Raw genomic sequence first — 16,474 nt, 5'->3', positions numbered from 1 at the left:
CCCGAGTGCAGGGTAAACGGTTACAATACCTTTATCTTTATGGAGCACAGTTGCAAGACAAAAATCAGTTCACGGACACTCTGAACCTGCTCAGGCTCCATGGGGTTGATTGATTGAAGACAGAAGTGAAGCTGATGACAAGCGTCCACCCAGTCACGAAACGACACCCGCTCTTCTCCACCGTCATGCAGAGGTTGACTGACACTCTCTAACCCTGATTCGATGGTCTGTTTCAGTGTCGCGAACCGACTGACCAATTGTGGCAATTCTGCCAGCAATGAATTGACCACGTCTGAACCGTTGTTTCCAGCCGACAACAAGAATAATTTGTACCCATAAAACATTGCATCAGCCCCATGAAGCAGCCGATTCACGTTGTTAATGGTCTCTGCCAGTAATTTTAATCCTTCCGGTGTCATGCCCAGTTTTTCCGGGTCTGCAAGACAATCCAGTCCGCCACCGGAGTCAAAAACTGCTTGCAGTCGGGCGTTTTGATCCCTGAGCCACTGAAAACCGCTGTCGACCTGATCGAATGTGCCTTCAGGGGGGAGAAAATCCTCCCGTGATGGGACGGCTCTGGCTAACGATAAATAAGAAAAGGCAGCGGGCAGGCTTCTGTCACTGTCCGTTGTTCTTGCGAAACAGGCTTCGCTGAGGCTCTCGCCAGAGGCAATGGCCTCTTCAGTGCATGCCGAAGAGTACACTCCAGTTTCAGCCTCGCTTAAAATTGCTTTTCGGGCCGCAAGACTTGTACCTGCTTGCGAAAGTTGACCAACACGTGGAATAGAAGGCACTGCAACCATTTTGGTATCGGAGTCCTGTGCGCCACCCTGCGGCGGTTGAAATACCGTAGCAGCTGCAGTGCTGGTTGTTTGGCTTTCTCCATAAGTCATAATCTATCCTCCATGAAAATTAATAATTTAGAACCGGCAACGGACATAAAAGTTCATATTTCACGTTGTCGATGAGACTGGAGAATCCCGAGGCCCGTCAAGAACCAATTTTAAAGCAGTGTCAGAGGAAACCCGGAGGCAGGCTACCTGGTAAGAGCACAGGTGAGTGCACTGAGATGTCTGATGCAATCCAATATCTCTGGCTGAATCAATCCGGGGTTGGCTTTGCCAGTCTCGAATATGGCCTCCTTAGAGAACTTGTGGTTCAGGGGAGGCCATTTTTTACCCTGCACGATGGTTTCGCCAGAGTTCTTTCGAGTCGCATCGCCAGAGGCGGGTTTACCAGGGTTTGGTTCTTTGAGTAGCCTTAGTAGCGAGCCCAACCATTCTTGTAAGCTCCTTGTCTATGTCTGCCTGTTGGTAAACTCGGGCTATAGCCCGATCGGCCTATTGCTTTGCGTAGAGCGCGAATGAGCATTAGTCACGACATCATTTTCCACATGACTACCTGGATCAATAAGACTTTGCACCAGAGTTGCATCATCCTGACTGACTTCCATTGTTAAGCATATCTCCTGCAGCATAGTGTCAGCCTCGAAGAGAGAGGCTGCCCGGTCTGCTTTGAGGCTTTTGCCCGTTTCCGAATGATCTGCACGTTGAATAGAGGTTACAACAGTGTCCGTTTTGGTCTTGGACTCTGGTGCGCTATTCTGCGACGGTTGAAATACCGTACTAGCTGCAGGACTGGTTGTTGTGGTTACTCCGTAAGTCATGATGCATCCTCCATGAATAGTTAAGAATGGGCAATGGACATTAAAATTCTTGTCCACCTAAAATACTTAGACAGGGACAGGCAAAGGGGTATAAAAGTTCATATTTCGCGTTGTCGATGAGACCGAGGAATTTCGGTGCGAGTTTTTTAAGAACCAATCTTAAAGCAGTGTAAGGCGAAACCAGGAGGCAGGTTGCCTGGTGAAAGCGCAGGTGAGTGCATTGAGATGTCAGTCAGAATATTACTCGCTGAATCAATCCGGATTTGCTTTGCCAGTCTCGATAACGGCCTCCTTCAAAGAACTTGTGGTTCAGAGGAGGCCATATCTGCACCCTGTACGATGGTTTCGTCAGAGTTCTTTTGAGTCGCACCGTCAGAGACGGTGGTTTACCACTAAAATGCCTATTTGTCTTTCAGACGCTCAAGCTTCGACTTAACCTCTCTATCAAGCTCCTTCGCTGCATTCCAAACAGCTTGTGCAATAGCCTCGTCATCCTTAGAGATTTCGGAATCGCTGTAAGTGTATATGCCATGAACGTTTAGCATAAGCTCATGAAATGGCCCAACCAATTTTTGATTTTCAGTCATCGCTTCATTGACCATCCGCTGGTAGCATTGCGCCACGGCAGTGTTTCCATCCTTATCGACTTTGGTTTTATTGCTTTGAAGATTCAGCAAAAAAGCTTCAGCCTTTCGGTCTGACAGGCTTGTGACTGTTTTCGAATGTTCTGCACGTGGAATTAACGATACAGTGTCAACATCATGCACGAATCCAGCATTGCTAAAGACTGCATGAGGAACAGACTGTACAGTGCCCGTTTTGGCCTTGGACTCTGGTGCGCTATTCTGCGACGATTGAGATACTGCACTAGTTGCAGGGCTGGTTGTTGTGGTTACTCCATAAGTCATAATATTTCCTCCATGGGAATTAAAAGTTAAGAAAAGGCAACGGACATTAAAGTTCACGTTAACCTTAATCCTTGGACAGGCAACGGACATTAAAGTTCACGTTAACCTAAATCCTTGGACAGGCAACAGACATTAAAGTTCAAGTTTGCCCTTTAAGACCTCGAAGTTTTTCCAGCGCAGCCAATTCATTACTTCACCATTAATGGGTTTTACCCATCTTGCGAAGGCTTCTTAATAACATCCTCATTTGCCGTTCCAAGAGCCTTTAGCCTGAATTGTGGCAATTCTGGAGGAACTTGTGCGGCATAATTCGGTCTAAATGTTTAATGCCAACGGTTACAGCCAGCATTAGTGCAATGGAAAATCCTGAGGTGTAAAAAACTTATTTTCTAAGGAGAGAAGTAATATGAATGTATCAGATTCTAAGTTCCCACCGGTGATAATACAGCCGCAACTGACGGTTCAGAAAGCACCGGATAATAACAGTAAGTGTCCGGATGACGTTGCTTCAAATTATGTTGTAGGGGTTGGCGGCGGTTCCTTTATCGGTGCCATTGTCGGTACTGTGTGTGGTGCTGCTTTCTACTACTGCAACCCCGTAGTTGCCCAAGGTAGCACTGCTTTTCTTACATCTACTGTCTGCTGTTTGTCTACTTGCACTGTTGTTGGAGCCGCTTGTGGTACTTATGCTGCCTACAAATGCCCCTGCCGCACCGGGCTTAAGGAACGAGCAATCACAGGATCTACGATGACGAACACCCTCACCGGTGAGCAGCAACAGTGTCAGGGGCTACCATCGGCATTGACTTCATTGGCCGCAGGCAATAGTTCTGGCAGTACCGGTCCTGTTCGGTCCCAGCCAACTGCTGCTGGCTGTCCCCGGATAGGAGCTGCTGTTCGTTATCAGCCAAATGCGGGTGCTCCTTCCTTATCTGTTGACTTAAAGATCTATCCGTAGAAGCGCTACTCCCGGCGCAACTCCGGAGGAACTTTTGCAGCATGATTCGGTCTTAGAATTTAATCCACCGGGTACAGTCAGCATTAATGCAATGGAAAATCCCGGGGTGTAAATAATTTATTTTCTGAGGAGAAATGAAATATGAATGGAGCAAATTCTGCGTTACCACCGGTGACAAGACAGCCACAACCGTCGGCTGACAGAGCATCGGATTCTACTTTTAAGTGTCCGGATGGCGTTGTTTCAAAATGGGTTTTACCGGTTGGCGGCGCTACCGTGATGAGTGGTGCTGTCTCAGCTCTGGGTTTTTATTGTGTAGCCGGTTTCAAGCCCGTTGGTGCCTACCTCGGCGGTCCTGTTGGCGCTATTGTTGGCGCTGGTATTAGCAGCCTTTGTGTTGCTGGCAATAACTTCAGGGGCACTGATATTCGGGAGCGAGAGATCACCAACTCTATCAGGATGGACACCTTTTCCAATGCGCTGCAACCGTCTCAGGAGCGACTATTGACAGTGTCTTCATCAGACACAGGAAATAGTTATGGCTCTTGCAACCCTGTTCAGTCTCAGCCAGGGAGGGCGGCTGTTCAGTCCGATTCTGATGATAGTTCTTCGTCCAGTTCATCAGACGACGACCTGTTTGACAGCGCAGTGCCTTACGTTTTCAGAGCCAGGGATGGGGCAGACATTGCCTCCGGATTACTCACGAATATGGCGCTCGATGCCGTCAGGCTGGCTGCTGTGCGTTCATCTCTCTGGTAATCGTTCAGGTGACGAAGTTGAAAGTTGGGTTTACCGTTTAGAGAAATTTCCGGGCTCGGAACGGTTGCCAATTCTTTGGCTGGTTTATCTGTAGATAAGGAGCTGAAAGCTGTGTGTCTGCAGATCGAGGCCAGATACCAGATCAAATTCCTGGAGATAGGAACGGATAAGGATCATGTGCACTTCTTTATTCAGTCTGTTCCGACGTACTCGGTGACAAAGCTCGTAACTATAATCAAAAGCCTCACGGCTAGCAGCCTGTCGGAAAGCATGGTGATGAGCAGATGATAGCGAATTATGTGAAGAATCAGGGAAATGAGTACGACAAACTTCACTCAGATCATCAGCTTGCAATGTTTTGAGTTTGCACCAAGGATACTCCGCCCCCTGGCGGGGTTGTCCATTGCCCTACCACTGTAGGCAAATAACAGAAGGGAAGCAAAATGAAGCTTATTGATGAGTTCTTCAAAAATTCACACCGTTCAGTGGATACCAGTCTTCAGTCATTATTTGCTTATAGCTCCAGGGACATTCGTCAGGAAAGCTATTGTTGTCCAGTTTTTGGTTAGCGTTCACATAAAGATTCATCGCCTTAATCGCTTCTTTCTTGGCATCTGTATACGCTTCTTTTAATACGCGTTCAACTTGTGCTTTTAAGCAAGGATTCTTTCCAATAAGTTTATTAATCCTATTTCTTGACCTATCTATCATTTCCATCCAGCCTTTAAGCACCCTGTCGACAGCTGTGCTGTCTTTTAATAGACTGGTCTGATAGTCAAATTTAAGTAAGTGGCTTACAAGCGTAGTTAAACGATTCTCCAACTCGCGAAGGTCTTGCTTAAGGCTCAACTCTAAATCCTCAATCAGGTTTTCTAAATCCAACTGATTAAAGTTTTGAGTTTTCAACAGGGTTACTTGCTGACTCAGCCATTGATGATAATCAGTGTTATATAAGCTATTCATAAAAATACCTCCATTGACCTACCACTGTATGCAAATAACAGAAGGGAAGCAAAATGAATTACCAAAGCACAGATGTCTTTGCCGGGGGGGGGGGTGCCCGTGGTTTTGGGCTGGTCAATTCGGCCATTGATGCCAAAGAGAACCGTCAATATCGCAAACAAATGATGGGGATGCAGAAAGATTTACATGATCGAAAGATCCGGAAAGAGGAGATGCAGGATAGAGCCTATGTGTTTCAAGCTTTACAGTTTTTGAGCACAAGCGACAATCCGGCAGTACGGCAAATGGCTCAGGATTTTATTGACCAAGCCGGAAACGGCACTTTTGGTGACTTGCTCGGCGAGGGCAAACGGTTCGCCGGGTTCCAGATGGTGCCTGCACAGGAAGGGCAGGAACCCAGAGTTGCCATCAAACTTGATGCAGACGGTTACCAGCAACCTGCTTATTTATCACAAAAACGTACCAGTGATCCGAAAGACCCTTATGTCACTTTTTCGGGACCGGAACTGGTGGTTTTTATGTTTGAGCATCCGAGAGCCGGTGAGTTCAAGAATCTGGCCAAGGCGGTTATTTGCTGTCGCCGAACGACTGCATGGATGCAGGAGCTAGTGTAGTGCGACCTAATTAACAGTACATAAAAACTCCTAACGGTCTACTACGGATGTTATTCCAACCACTGCCTGTTTTTACTATGCGAGTTGCTACAGAGATAACACTTGATGCTTCTGAAGAAATACGACTCAGAAAGATTACTTCATCAAATTCTTGCCCTGTTCGCTTGGCCCGCCGTGCCCAGATTGTTCTTCTCTCTGCAGAAGGAAAAAGCAATCTTGAGATTGCGCAAATACTGAATATCGGTCGTCAACAGGTCAGCCGCTGGCGTGACCGATATGCTCAGGAAGGCTTCTCCGGGATTGAACAGGATCGAGCTCGCAGTGGCCGTAAAAACCAGATTGATGCTGCTGAGATTGTGAGCCTGAGCACAAACACCCTTCCGGAAAATGCCACTCACTGGAGCACCCGAACTATGGCTGCTTTTCGCCGACTACGACGGGTTCATCTGTCCGTTCTTTGATACCTGCTCAGCGTCTCAATGAGGATTAATTGGATAGCCAAAAAACTGCTTGTTTTCCCTTAGTATTTTTGTAAATAAGGCTTCATTCAGAGCCTTATCCGAGCCGTCATTGTGGTCGACAAAAGTGGCTCCCAGTAACCCTCCCCCTCTGGGCATAAAATAGATGTCCGCTTTATCCGCAGGGCTGGTTCGTTTCGGTGCTCCCGGCGGCTGGTAGCGAGTGTAAATAATGTAGTCGAGCTTTTTCAGGGGTTGATGAGCCAGATCCAGCAACAATCCCATGTTTGGGTAGACCCTGTCATCGTGATTCAGTTTGCCGGCCCCGAGCCCGGAACAGTTAAAAACAACATCGGTTTTAATATCATCCAGACTGTCCACTGTCTTATGGATCACGGGAATCTTTCTGGTTCTGAGTTCACGATCAAAGGCTGCCATAATGACAGCAGTATCCATAAAGTAAGTCCGGAATTTTTGCATCGGGTAACTCACACCGGTCGAAAACTCAACCACGCCTTTCTCTGGTTTGGGTAACAATCCTGCCTCGGCAAAGGGCTCAATACCGGTATAAGTTTCCAGGGGACCTTCCTCGTCTTCTTTGCCCAGACCACTGTAAACATCAATAATATGAACCCCTTCATTGATGATGGGATGGGTTCCGCTGTCTACCCTTTGATAACCCTTGAGCGTCTCAATGGCCAGCTGTTCAGCCTCTTTTTTCTCTGTTTCATTTTCTGTTGCCAGAGACACCATGGCCAGATAGCCGGTTGAGTTCAGAGAAGCAATACGGTTGTCTTGCTCGGCGACAATACGAATGCTCCGGTAGCCTGCATGATGGAGTGATAAAGCCAAGGCTTTTCCCATACAGCCCGCGCCAATGACCGTAATGGGGACCTGGTCGTTGAATTTATGCTCTCTGGCCTTCTTCTCAAACAGGGCCATAGCCTTGTCGACACTCCCCCAGAGAAGCGTCCAGCCACTGCCTCCATGACCGTATAAATGGACTCTTACCTGTTCACCCAGACTCTCGGCACTAATCTCTGGCAACCCTTTTCGCATAGGGCGAAGACAGACAACCTTGCGATCAATATTGCCGATCATCACCACTCGCCCCTGAGCATCAAAGTGGGCATCGTCCAGCTGAACCGCCTCAAGCTGATCATAAAACGGGGCTGAATGGACCACTTGAGAGGCAAAAAGGGCCATTACCAATACCACGCAGTGCAAGTTATTCAGGGTGCGACTCCCTCAAACCAGAAGGCAAATTCTGCACTGTTTTCCGACAAGAAAACAGAAACCGACTCAGCGACCCGATTCACCTGTGTCTCCGTCATCCCCGGAAAAACAGGCAGGGAAAGACAACGCCGGGACACCTGCTCGGCAACAAAAAGATCCTGTGTCATTGGCAAACCCTCAAACACCGGCTGCTGATGCAGTGGCATCGGATAATACAGGGCTGATGCAACGCCCTGACCGGCCAAATGCTCCCTCAGTTGATCTCGCTGATCGGTCAATACCGTAAACTGGTGGTAAACATGCTCCTGTCCTGTCGGCAACAGAACATCCATCCCCTGCAGACAGGAGCGGTAGTCTTCTGCTATTTTTTTTCGCTCTTCGTTATAACGTGCAATATGCTTTAGCTTGACCCTGAGCAGCGCCGCCTGCATTTCATCCAATCGACTGTTGAAACCCATGCGTTCATGTCGGTATTGGGCGCTACTGCCGTGGTTTCTCAATAGCTTAAGCTGCTCCGCCACAGACTCCGTCTTTGCGGTGATTAGACCGCCATCACCAAAACCACCGAGGTTCTTGCTGGGGAAAAAACTGAAACAACCAAGGTCACCCCAGGTTCCCATCATTCTGCCGTTGACTGAAGCACCAAAAGACTGAGCGCAATCCTCAATCAGCAGCAGAGATCGCTCCTCACAGAGCCTCTGAATTTCCTGAATACGGGCAGGCAAACCAAACAGATGAACCACCAGCACTGCACGAGTATGGTCAGTAATCGCCGCCTGTATTCGAAGTGGATCAATATTAAACGTCTCTGGTTCTATATCCGCAAACACAGGTGTTGCTCCCACCCGAACGATGGCCTCAGCGGTGGCAAAAAAAGTAAAGGGCGTCGTGATGACTTCGTCACCAGGCCCCAGACCCGCTGCTGAGAGTGCAAGCACCAGGGCATCGGTGCCATTAGCGCAGCTGACTGTATGATTAGCCTGGAGAAAGGTTCCGACTTCCTGCTCAAAAGCCATCACCTCCTCTCCCATCAGAAAACGACCTGAGTCGAGTACCCGTGTGGCCGCCGACCTGAGTTCCTGCTGAACAGGCTTGTGCCAGGCGAGTGTATCCACCATCGGGATCAGTGGTTCCGAGCTCACTGGATGCCTCCTTCAATGATGTCGGAAATCCGGGTAGCTAACTCCAGGGCACGCTGGCCATCTTCACCGCTGACCCTGGGTGCTTTTGAGTGACGAACACAGTTGAGGAAATCTTCTATTTCCCTGCGCAGGGAGTCGCTGTCTTTATAATTCAGTGCATCACACTCAATATTTGGAATGCCGGGAAACATCTCACCTTTGCCTTTGTAAAAGTGCGACAGATTCAGAGACTGAAAGTCGATACAAATGCACGACTTTTCCTGAAAGATGTGCATTTTTCGCTTGGCTTTCTGACTGATCCGGCTTGCGGTCACATTGGCTACGCAGCCACCGCTGAATGTCAGCCGTGCCTGGGCAATATCCACCGAGTCAGACAGAACAGCGGTACCGTTGGCAGCGACATCCACCAGTGGTTGGTTGACCATGCTGAGAATAATATCCAGGTCATGGATCATAAGATCCATAACCACATTGATATCCATGGAACGTGGCTTGAATCCGGCCAGCCGGTGGGACTCAATAAAGCGGGGTCTGTTCAACAGCGGGCCTACCCCGGAAAGTGCTTCGTTAAAGCGCTCCAGGCAACCTACCTGCAGAACCAGCTTCTGGTTTCTGGCTATCTGAACCAGCTCATGGGCCTCATTCAGGCTGGAGGTTATGGGCTTTTCGACCAGTACATGCACACCAGCCCTGAGAAAATCCCTGGAAATCTTATGATGAAGCAACGTAGGCACCGCAATACTGACAGCATCCACCTTATCTAACAGTTGTTGGTAATCAGCGAAGAACTCTGTAGCACAGTCCCTGGCAACAAGACGACCACTGTCTTCATCAATGTCTGCCACCCCGACCAGCTGAGACCCAGGTAACATGGCGTACTTATGGGCGTGAAACTTTCCCAGATATCCCGTCCCGACTACTGCGGTTCTGAGCATTAAAAGGTTCCATAACGTAATGATGTCACGCCCTTAAAAATAGACGTAATTTCGCAGGCTACACGAACCATCATGCAAAAAGAGGAATGAAATATAGCCACTGGATCTGGAAATCAGGGCAGGCGACTTATCAATGGTTGTTGAATCAGCCGATTATTGAATATCAAAAACGGGCAATGTCCGGGTCAGAGTAATTTCCTGCGTCGATATATCAGCGCCCAGAGCCATAATTTCAACCCCTGCTGCTGCAGCTTCTTTAATGGCCCGACCGTATTCCGGATCAATATCATGAGCCGGAGCGACACGTTCAATTCCCGTGTGTTGAACACAAAACAGCAGCACCGCCCTGTAGCCTGACTCAACCACGGCCATCAACTCCCTGAGATGCTTTGTCCCTCGTGTGGTGACAGCATCAGGAAACAAGCCCAGACCATCACCCACTGCCAGAGTGACACTTTTCACTTCAACATAACAATCTGGCAAACCTTCCTGCTGCAGCAAAAAGTCGATACGGCTTTTTTCTTCACCGTAAGGTACCTCTCTGCGAACCTTATCGTATTCTGTCAGCCCGGAAATCTGTTTCAGGTTCAGCGCTTCTGCCACCAGCTTGTTGGCTCTGCCAGTATTCAATCCGGCCAGGGTGCTTTTCTCCTCTGACCCGAACATAACGGGGATCTCGGCCAACTCCCAGGTGCAGGGATACTTGCGCTTGGGATTGCCGGAATCGAGATACCAGACCTGTTTACCCGGATAGAGACAATTTTTCATGGAACCGGTATTCGGACAGTGAAGGGTAATGATACTGCCATCCTCCAGCTCAACATCTGCCATGAACCGTTTATAGCGACGAAGCAGGCGGGCTGACTGAAGATTTTTTTCAAATTTCATATCAATATTTTATTAAATCGGACGTTAATATTCTAAATCTGAATTCTATGATACTCAGTTGACGGTTTCCTCCGACAGTATTTTGTGATTACTATGTAATATGTGGATGATCACTTGTCGACAGCGGCAGAAGCATTTTTTTATGGCGCATTGCCATAGGTTTTGGTAGTTTCATCGCTTCTGTGAGGAAGGCAAGAGGCATAGGGGCCAGATTTAGCAGCTGATTCTGGCAACCCGTAGTGTTGACCTCAGCTTTCAAGGAAGCCGGTCTTATCCGGCGTTCGGATGGAAAGCTTGGCAAGAAGTATGTCGAGCTACTTAATGAGAAGGTGATGAGGCTGTAATCATGTCAGCACAGAAAAAAGCCGATCAAGGTAATTTGCTTCGCTCTTTCACTCCGTATGTGGAGAAAGAAGGCGAAGAATACATGAATGAAAAGCAGGTCGAACATTTCACCAACATCCTAAGGCAATGGAAGCAGGAGTTGATGGAAGAAGTGGATCGCACCGTAAACCATATGCAGGATGAAGCAGCTAACTTCCCTGACCCGGCTGACCGTGCCAGTCAGGAAGAAGAGTTCAGCCTGGAGCTACGCACCCGGGATCGCGAGCGCAAACTGATCAGAAAAATCGATAAAACTCTGACTCGTATTGAGGAAGAAGATTACGGTTTCTGCGACTCTTGCGGTGTCGAGATTGGTGTGCGCCGTCTGGAAGCTCGACCTACAGCCACTCTTTGCATCGACTGCAAAACCCTGGCTGAAATCAAGGAGAAGCAGCTGGGTCAATAATACCCGGTCATTGCTGACTTCACACAAAGCCGCGAATCATATCGCGGCTTTGCTGTTTTTGCGTTTATCAAACTGTATTGCCGAAGCATCGACAATACTCCCTTTCATCTGCTTATGGTCTGATGAGCCTGAACATGCCGACAGCAAAAAAACCTGCTCTCAGTCAAGAAAAGTCAAACTACATTGGCCGCTTCGCACCTTCTCCTTCCGGTCCATTACACTTTGGCTCACTGGTCGCCGCGCTGGCCAGTTTTCTTGATGCCCGCTCGCAAAACGGAATCTGGCGGGTCCGCATGGAAGATATTGATCCTCCCAGAGAACAACCTGGCGCAGCCCATCAGATTCTGAAGTCGCTGGAAGTCTATGGCTTGCTCTGGGATGACCAGGTGCTCTACCAAAGCGAGCGTTACGAGGCGTACCAGGACATCATCAGTGACCTGAAGGTCAGAGGTTTCGTATACCCCTGCACCTGTACACGCAAAGATCTTCATGGAACAGGAGGCGTCTATCCGGGTATCTGTCGAGACAAAACAGTCAACACAAAATCCCCACACTCCCTGAGGGTCAGATGCCCTGATACAATCATTGCGTTTCAGGATCAGATCCAGGGATCGATCGAATATGCGCTGCCAGATCTGGGTGACTTTATCATTCAACGCAAGGATGGTCTCTTTGCCTATCAACTGGCCGTCTGTGCAGACGACGCTTACCAGGGAATCACACACATCGTCAGGGGTCATGATCTTCTCAATGCCACGCCCTGGCAGATCCATCTGTTGTCTCTGCTTAAGACTGCTGCGCCTGTTTATGCTCACGTTCCTGTTATCACCCTTGCAAACGGCGACAAGCTCAGCAAGCAGAACCATGCTCCCGGGATTCCTCTTGATCGACCTGAACAACAGTTAATTAAAGCGCTGAGGGCATTGGGACAGAATCCGGATGCCGAACTGGATGGCAGCAGTGTTTCCGAGATTCTGCAATGGGGTATAGAGCACTGGCAGATAGAAAAGGTCGCAAAACAGCCTTCTGTTGCCCTGCTCGCTCTTTCCCATACGACGTAAATCTACAAGCATTCAACCACCCTCGATACTTCGGACTCAGTATGTGGCAAATAGCATAAATACACTTCTGTGACAGCCGAAATATAGATTCATCAGAGGCAGGGGAGGTTTACCGTGAAGATTGGGCCAGGAAAAGGAATCCAGCGTCTGCCAGCTGAGCTTGAACGGGAAAAAACAGCCCCGGCAGTCTATAAAAACGGGAAAAAAATAGCACAACATGAAGCTGGTACACCTTACCAGACAAGAGACGGTGCAGGTCAACTTTCAGGCAGCAAACTCTCAGAACGGAGTATTTCCTCATTAAGTGACGAAGGCTACGAAACCGACTCCAGCTCAATATCACCGGATGATGAGTTCTTTGACACGGCATCCATCACATCAGAAAACTCTTTTGACAGTGCTCTGTCTGACGATGAGACTTTTGTTCACAATTACTGCGATAACGCAGAAGCTTTCATCAATGAATCATTTATTGATGACGAGAGCCCTGATGGCGAGCCGCTGTTCTGGACAGATGCCATGGTTCGGGAACTAAAAGCAATCGCCATTCGCGAGAATCGGCCAGTGACACTGGAAGATTACTATCCATTAAATCAGGCAAAACACCGTTCTCTTGGGCAAGGGAAGAATGCAGGCAGTGTCGATAAATTATTTTCTCAAACTTCTCTGCTTGAGCTGCCCATCTATCACTCAGAAGATATTAAGGACCGATTGGCTGAAATCTCTGGCCATTGTCTCCGGGGCACCCGCGCAGCAAAACCATTCAAAGAGCCAGCAGCGAATCAGAAACTCGAAAAAGCATTACTGGCAGGCGCGACAGCAGGTGCTATAGCGTCAGGTGCCGGTGTTGCTACTGCCAGCGCACTGCAAGCCCCCCATGATCCCGGCAAGTTTGATCACATTTCACCTAAAGATGTACCGATCAATGAAATAACAATATTCGCTTCACACAATACCGAGGCGCTTGCCGGCCAGGGTACGTTGCCATTGCTGGCCACCAATCAAAATATGCATCTGAAGGATATGCTGGACAAAACCCCAATTCGGGGGTTTGACCTCGACCTACATGAACACAATGGTGACATCGTCATCAACCATGGTGGTTTATTCGATGCTACGGTCAGCAGTGACAATATCCCTAAACTGGATAACGTACTCAAAACCATGGATAACTGGCTCGATCAGCCAGGTAATCAGGATGAGGTGCTGTTCCTGAATTTTGAAAACCGTGACAACCTGCCTTCGGGTGCGCTGGCAGATGCCTTTGGCCATGATGCCGTTCTCGACTCTCGTGAATACTGGAATATGTGGTCCGGGCTGGGGCGTGCTCCAACAATTGAAGAGATTCGTGGTGCAGGTTTCAAGGTCGTCGATTTTGACTATAACCGATACTTCAAAGCGGGCAGTGGCGAAACCGGATTCAGGGATATGCGCTTTGAGGCTACCTGGGAAGACCGGACACTGATGGAAAACGCTATTGATATGGATGCTCAGGCAGGTGATTTTAAAACGAGTGAAATCGCACCTCATATTACCACTGACCGCATTGATGAAATCATGGACTCCCCGGATGGAAAATGGGTCAGTCTGGATCAGGTGTCACCTGATGATTCCCGTTTTTTCAAACCGGAAGACCGTGACGAACTGGCATTAAAACCGGACCTGAAATTAATGGGCCTCTTTTATGAGAGTAATGAGGATTTTCAGTCCGCTTTGTTGGGGTTTGGTACCACCACCGCAGGGGCAACGGCTTCCCTTGCGCTCGCAGGTGGGGCTTATCAGGGATTCCTGAATGAAAAGAAGATTCGAAACCAGGATAAGCTGACGCCAGAACACCTCAAGGCCATGGAGCTGACGGCCATTCTGCAAAAGCGAAAAAACAGCAAGAAACATGCGGGTAAACCGTTAGGGAAAAAAGTAACCCTGGAAGAGGTTAAAAATCTCTACAAGCAAAATCAGCTGAAAGCCATAACCAAGGACACCATCATGGCCGGAGCCAGTGCTACCGTCAGCCTGACCGGATCGGCACTGGCCCTGGGAATGCTGTTCCCGCCCTTGATGCCTGCATTTGGTGGGGTGTCTGTCGGTGTTGCTGGCACGGGCACGATTGCTACCATAATGGCGACCGTTGGTAACCGAAAGCGGCTGGGCAAGGCTATTGACGAAGCCTTTAAGAATCCGGGAGTTCTTAAGGCGCTGCAAGAGCGGGTCGATGCTATGAACCTTGAAATTGAACAATGCGCCAACAGCAGTGGTCATGTCGATGAGCTTTTGTCCAGTATGGTTTCTGACCGTGAGAAAGGTGAACGCTTGCTGAAAGCCAGCACCGTGATGCTCAGTACCAGTCTTGTTGCACGAGCCAGTGGCATGAGCAAGTACGGAATGCCAGCCCTGGGCACGGCAGCAATGGGGGTTGGAGCCACCATTACCGGGGTGCTTGTAGCACTATCAGCGGCCTTGAACTTCCGCCATCGTCACAGCAAATTAAAGAGCCTTCCCCAGACTACCTCAGAAGTCCTGCGCCCGGACTACGGCAGAAAACAGAAGAGAAAACTGGGCTTGTTTGGCGATACGGCCTTTCAACGATTCCTTAAAAAAAACCGGACGAAAGTGATCAAAGACTTGGGCCTGAAGCCGGGCTGCACCAACAAAGAGATTTCATTTGCATTTTCACTGCCGGGCAACGAAACAAAACTGGAATTCTATTTACGTGGCTTTGCTGAAAAAGAATGGTTGAAAGACCTCACAGCATTCGCCAAAAAACAAAAAACCAGACAAAACATCGCAGAGGTTCGAAAAGATCCCAAGGCACTAAGAGCACTACTGAAACAGTACGCCATCAAACGGGTTGGGGACTTTGCCCATAACGACACCTTTGCGGAAGGGCGGTCTGGCACTCTCAAATTGGCACTGATCGGAGCATTCAGCGGTATTTTTTTCCTCCCTATGCTCGGAGTGGCTGCTGGTGTTCTTGGCATAGGGCTGGGTGTTTCGAAAGCCACAGCCGTTCATGAGCGAAAACTCTTTACCAAAAAGCTAACGGATCTTATAGATAATGAACCGGGAGAGGACGGGGAAAAAATAGCGGCCCATAATAGCCTGAATGGCATGATTGACAGCTGGACAAACATGCTGGCGAACAGGTCAAAAGCAAAGCCTCTGCCAGCGAAAACGCCTGCAACATCACCTGGGATTCCAAAGCAGCAATAAACTTTTTGTTGATTCAAAGTCTGTTTTGATATTTCCAATCGTTCACGACGAATGTTATATATAGGGCATTAACCTTGTCGAGAAAGATGTGTCTAAGGAGTGGATATGTCCGTCATCAACACCGTTATTAAAAAAATTGTACGTCGTTGGCTGCCTGCTGCCACATTGCTTGTTATCCCCCATTCTCTGGCGTTTACCTCTCAGGAAATCGAGCCCGTCCCGGGAGCTACATTCGATGTTACCGACTCTGAGTTCTGTCAAAAAGCTCGTTTTGAACGCGAAAAGGCTGTTGGCAAAGAACCGGATCTTTCGAAAATTGAGGTGGTCACCGCACAGGATGCTGCACTCTGCTTTACCCCGGATGAAAACCTGTTTTTCGTTGCTAACCAGGAAGCACAGAACATCCTTGGTCCTCACGCTCCCTGGTATTTGCAGATCAGCCGTGAGTTTCGTGAACGGGTGAAAGAAGCCTGCAAGATTATGGGCTACCAGAACGACGATGTCAGCCGGGCTTACGATCACTGCCTGGAGGACCGCTATGAAGAGCTGATGGGCCCTTACGAAGATAAGTATCGCAGGGAAGCAGGAAACTACCTCAGCAAAAGAAGACAGGTGGCAGAGAGTCTGGTGGTTCGTTGCGATGCCGCGTTGAGTATCAAACGCTCTCGCCTGCCAAGAGACCTCAAATTCCCTCTGGCTTATTACGATAAGCACATCAACGCCCTGCCCAGCTGGTTTCTGGAAGAAAAACTGGACGACACCGACTGGATCAGGAAAATGGCTGACCTGAAAGCCAACGAACTAATGAGCGACGTACTGGGCGACGACTGCCCGGGCAATATGGTTTACTGGGTGACCTACGATCCACCGGGTGTTTGATGTGGAC

At 48.8% G+C, this 16,474-nt stretch carries 17 protein-coding genes and 1 pseudogene; 10 read left to right on the top strand and 8 right to left on the bottom strand.

Going from position 1 to position 16,474, the window contains the following annotated elements:
- Positions 1–20 precede the first annotated feature (20 nt).
- Complete coding sequence (locus ACOMHB_RS02965; protein ID WP_448215433.1) at positions 21–893, bottom strand: hypothetical protein; 873 nt, start codon at positions 891–893, stop codon at positions 21–23.
- Positions 894–1,069: 176 nt separating this feature from the next.
- On the opposite strand from ACOMHB_RS02965, the gene ACOMHB_RS02960 reads away from it, so the two are divergent.
- Complete coding sequence (locus tag ACOMHB_RS02960) at positions 1,070–1,258, top strand: hypothetical protein (protein WP_448215432.1); 189 nt, start codon at positions 1,070–1,072, stop codon at positions 1,256–1,258.
- Positions 1,259–1,324: 66 nt separating this feature from the next.
- On the opposite strand, the gene ACOMHB_RS02955 is transcribed toward ACOMHB_RS02960, so the two are convergent.
- Positions 1,325–1,666, bottom strand: coding sequence for a hypothetical protein (locus ACOMHB_RS02955; RefSeq protein ID WP_448215431.1), 342 nt, complete (start codon positions 1,664–1,666; stop codon positions 1,325–1,327).
- Positions 1,667–2,067: 401 nt separating this feature from the next.
- A complete protein-coding gene (locus ACOMHB_RS02950; protein ID WP_448215430.1) occupies positions 2,068–2,631 on the bottom strand; it encodes a hypothetical protein in 564 nt (187 codons plus the stop codon).
- A 349-nt stretch (positions 2,632–2,980) separates the two neighbouring features.
- Between ACOMHB_RS02950 and ACOMHB_RS02945 the strand changes: the two genes are divergently transcribed.
- From ACOMHB_RS02945 to ACOMHB_RS02935, 3 genes and pseudogenes are all read left to right on the top strand, one after another.
- Positions 2,981–3,532, top strand: coding sequence for a hypothetical protein (locus tag ACOMHB_RS02945; protein ID WP_448215429.1), 552 nt, complete (start codon positions 2,981–2,983; stop codon positions 3,530–3,532).
- 141 nt (positions 3,533–3,673) lie between these two features.
- Positions 3,674–4,291, top strand: coding sequence for a hypothetical protein (locus ACOMHB_RS02940; RefSeq protein ID WP_448215428.1), 618 nt, complete (start codon positions 3,674–3,676; stop codon positions 4,289–4,291).
- Positions 4,292–4,381: 90 nt separating this feature from the next.
- A pseudogene (locus ACOMHB_RS02935) lies at positions 4,382–4,653 on the top strand (transposase); the annotation flags it as partial.
- A 103-nt stretch (positions 4,654–4,756) separates the two neighbouring features.
- Here ACOMHB_RS02935 and ACOMHB_RS02930 read toward each other — a convergent pair.
- A complete protein-coding gene (locus ACOMHB_RS02930) occupies positions 4,757–5,254 on the bottom strand; it encodes a DUF29 domain-containing protein (protein ID WP_448215427.1) in 498 nt (165 codons plus the stop codon).
- Between the two features lie 53 nt (positions 5,255–5,307).
- Here ACOMHB_RS02930 and ACOMHB_RS02925 point away from each other — a divergent pair, with 53 nt between their 5' ends.
- Both ACOMHB_RS02925 and ACOMHB_RS02920 read left to right on the top strand, forming a co-directional pair.
- Positions 5,308–5,868, top strand: coding sequence for a hypothetical protein (locus tag ACOMHB_RS02925; RefSeq protein WP_448215426.1), 561 nt, complete (start codon positions 5,308–5,310; stop codon positions 5,866–5,868).
- A gap of 47 nt (positions 5,869–5,915) precedes the next feature.
- On the top strand, positions 5,916–6,329 hold the full coding sequence (locus ACOMHB_RS02920) for a helix-turn-helix domain-containing protein (RefSeq protein WP_448215425.1): 414 nt from the start codon (positions 5,916–5,918) through the stop codon (positions 6,327–6,329).
- 15 nt (positions 6,330–6,344) lie between these two features.
- On the opposite strand, the gene ACOMHB_RS02915 is transcribed toward ACOMHB_RS02920, so the two are convergent.
- From ACOMHB_RS02915 to sfsA, 4 genes are all read right to left on the bottom strand, one after another.
- Positions 6,345–7,532 carry an FAD-dependent oxidoreductase gene (locus ACOMHB_RS02915; RefSeq protein ID WP_448215424.1) on the bottom strand — a complete coding sequence of 396 codons (1,188 nt, stop codon included), beginning with the start codon at positions 7,530–7,532 and terminating at the stop codon, positions 6,345–6,347.
- 26 nt (positions 7,533–7,558) lie between these two features.
- On the bottom strand, positions 7,559–8,704 hold the full coding sequence (locus ACOMHB_RS02910; protein ID WP_448215423.1) for a DegT/DnrJ/EryC1/StrS family aminotransferase: 1,146 nt from the start codon (positions 8,702–8,704) through the stop codon (positions 7,559–7,561).
- Positions 8,701–9,639 (bottom strand): Gfo/Idh/MocA family protein, encoded by a 939-nt coding sequence (locus tag ACOMHB_RS02905; protein WP_448215422.1) that lies wholly within the window; start codon positions 9,637–9,639, stop codon positions 8,701–8,703. Before ACOMHB_RS02905 ends, ACOMHB_RS02910 begins: the two co-directional genes overlap by 4 nt.
- Before the next feature lie 153 nt (positions 9,640–9,792).
- Positions 9,793–10,527, bottom strand: coding sequence for a DNA/RNA nuclease SfsA (sfsA, locus tag ACOMHB_RS02900; protein ID WP_448215421.1), 735 nt, complete (start codon positions 10,525–10,527; stop codon positions 9,793–9,795).
- 346 nt (positions 10,528–10,873) lie between these two features.
- Here sfsA and dksA point away from each other — a divergent pair, with 346 nt between their 5' ends.
- From dksA to ACOMHB_RS02880, 4 genes are all read left to right on the top strand, one after another.
- Positions 10,874–11,317 (top strand): RNA polymerase-binding protein DksA, encoded by a 444-nt coding sequence (gene dksA / locus ACOMHB_RS02895; protein WP_422136493.1) that lies wholly within the window; start codon positions 10,874–10,876, stop codon positions 11,315–11,317.
- Positions 11,318–11,451: 134 nt separating this feature from the next.
- Positions 11,452–12,378, top strand: a complete 927-nt coding sequence (gene gluQRS / locus ACOMHB_RS02890; protein ID WP_448215420.1) for a tRNA glutamyl-Q(34) synthetase GluQRS — start codon at positions 11,452–11,454, stop codon at positions 12,376–12,378.
- A 114-nt stretch (positions 12,379–12,492) separates the two neighbouring features.
- Positions 12,493–15,588, top strand: a complete 3,096-nt coding sequence (locus tag ACOMHB_RS02885; protein WP_448215419.1) for a phosphatidylinositol-specific phospholipase C domain-containing protein — start codon at positions 12,493–12,495, stop codon at positions 15,586–15,588.
- 105 nt (positions 15,589–15,693) lie between these two features.
- The gene (locus tag ACOMHB_RS02880; RefSeq protein ID WP_422136491.1) at positions 15,694–16,467 is read left to right on the top strand and encodes a hypothetical protein; all 774 of its coding nucleotides are present in this window, start codon (positions 15,694–15,696) and stop codon (positions 16,465–16,467) included.
- The last annotated feature ends 7 nt before the right edge of the window (positions 16,468–16,474 follow it).

Source organism: Endozoicomonas sp. 2B-B (assembly GCF_053470045.1).
Note: the sequence above shows the minus strand (reverse complement) of the source record. Positions and strands in the feature narration are given on the sequence as shown.

Excerpts from the sequence above, each read along its gene's own strand:
- ACOMHB_RS02965 (WP_448215433.1), bottom strand. The coding sequence starts at position 893 with ATGACTTATGGAGAAAGCCAAACAACCAGCACTGCAGCTGCTACGGTA.
- ACOMHB_RS02960 (WP_448215432.1), top strand. The coding sequence starts at position 1,070 with ATGTCTGATGCAATCCAATATCTCTGGCTGAATCAATCCGGGGTTGGC.
- ACOMHB_RS02955 (WP_448215431.1), bottom strand. The coding sequence starts at position 1,666 with ATGACTTACGGAGTAACCACAACAACCAGTCCTGCAGCTAGTACGGTA.
- ACOMHB_RS02945 (WP_448215429.1), top strand. The coding sequence starts at position 2,981 with ATGAATGTATCAGATTCTAAGTTCCCACCGGTGATAATACAGCCGCAA.
- ACOMHB_RS02940 (WP_448215428.1), top strand. The coding sequence starts at position 3,674 with ATGAATGGAGCAAATTCTGCGTTACCACCGGTGACAAGACAGCCACAA.
- ACOMHB_RS02930 (WP_448215427.1), bottom strand. The coding sequence starts at position 5,254 with ATGAATAGCTTATATAACACTGATTATCATCAATGGCTGAGTCAGCAA.
- ACOMHB_RS02925 (WP_448215426.1), top strand. The coding sequence starts at position 5,308 with ATGAATTACCAAAGCACAGATGTCTTTGCCGGGGGGGGGGGTGCCCGT.
- ACOMHB_RS02920 (WP_448215425.1), top strand. The coding sequence starts at position 5,916 with ATGTTATTCCAACCACTGCCTGTTTTTACTATGCGAGTTGCTACAGAG.
- ACOMHB_RS02915 (WP_448215424.1), bottom strand. The coding sequence starts at position 7,532 with ATGGCCCTTTTTGCCTCTCAAGTGGTCCATTCAGCCCCGTTTTATGAT.
- ACOMHB_RS02905 (WP_448215422.1), bottom strand. The coding sequence starts at position 9,639 with ATGCTCAGAACCGCAGTAGTCGGGACGGGATATCTGGGAAAGTTTCAC.
- sfsA (WP_448215421.1), bottom strand. The coding sequence starts at position 10,527 with ATGAAATTTGAAAAAAATCTTCAGTCAGCCCGCCTGCTTCGTCGCTAT.
- dksA (WP_422136493.1), top strand. The coding sequence starts at position 10,874 with ATGTCAGCACAGAAAAAAGCCGATCAAGGTAATTTGCTTCGCTCTTTC.
- gluQRS (WP_448215420.1), top strand. The coding sequence starts at position 11,452 with ATGCCGACAGCAAAAAAACCTGCTCTCAGTCAAGAAAAGTCAAACTAC.
- ACOMHB_RS02880 (WP_422136491.1), top strand. The coding sequence starts at position 15,694 with ATGTCCGTCATCAACACCGTTATTAAAAAAATTGTACGTCGTTGGCTG.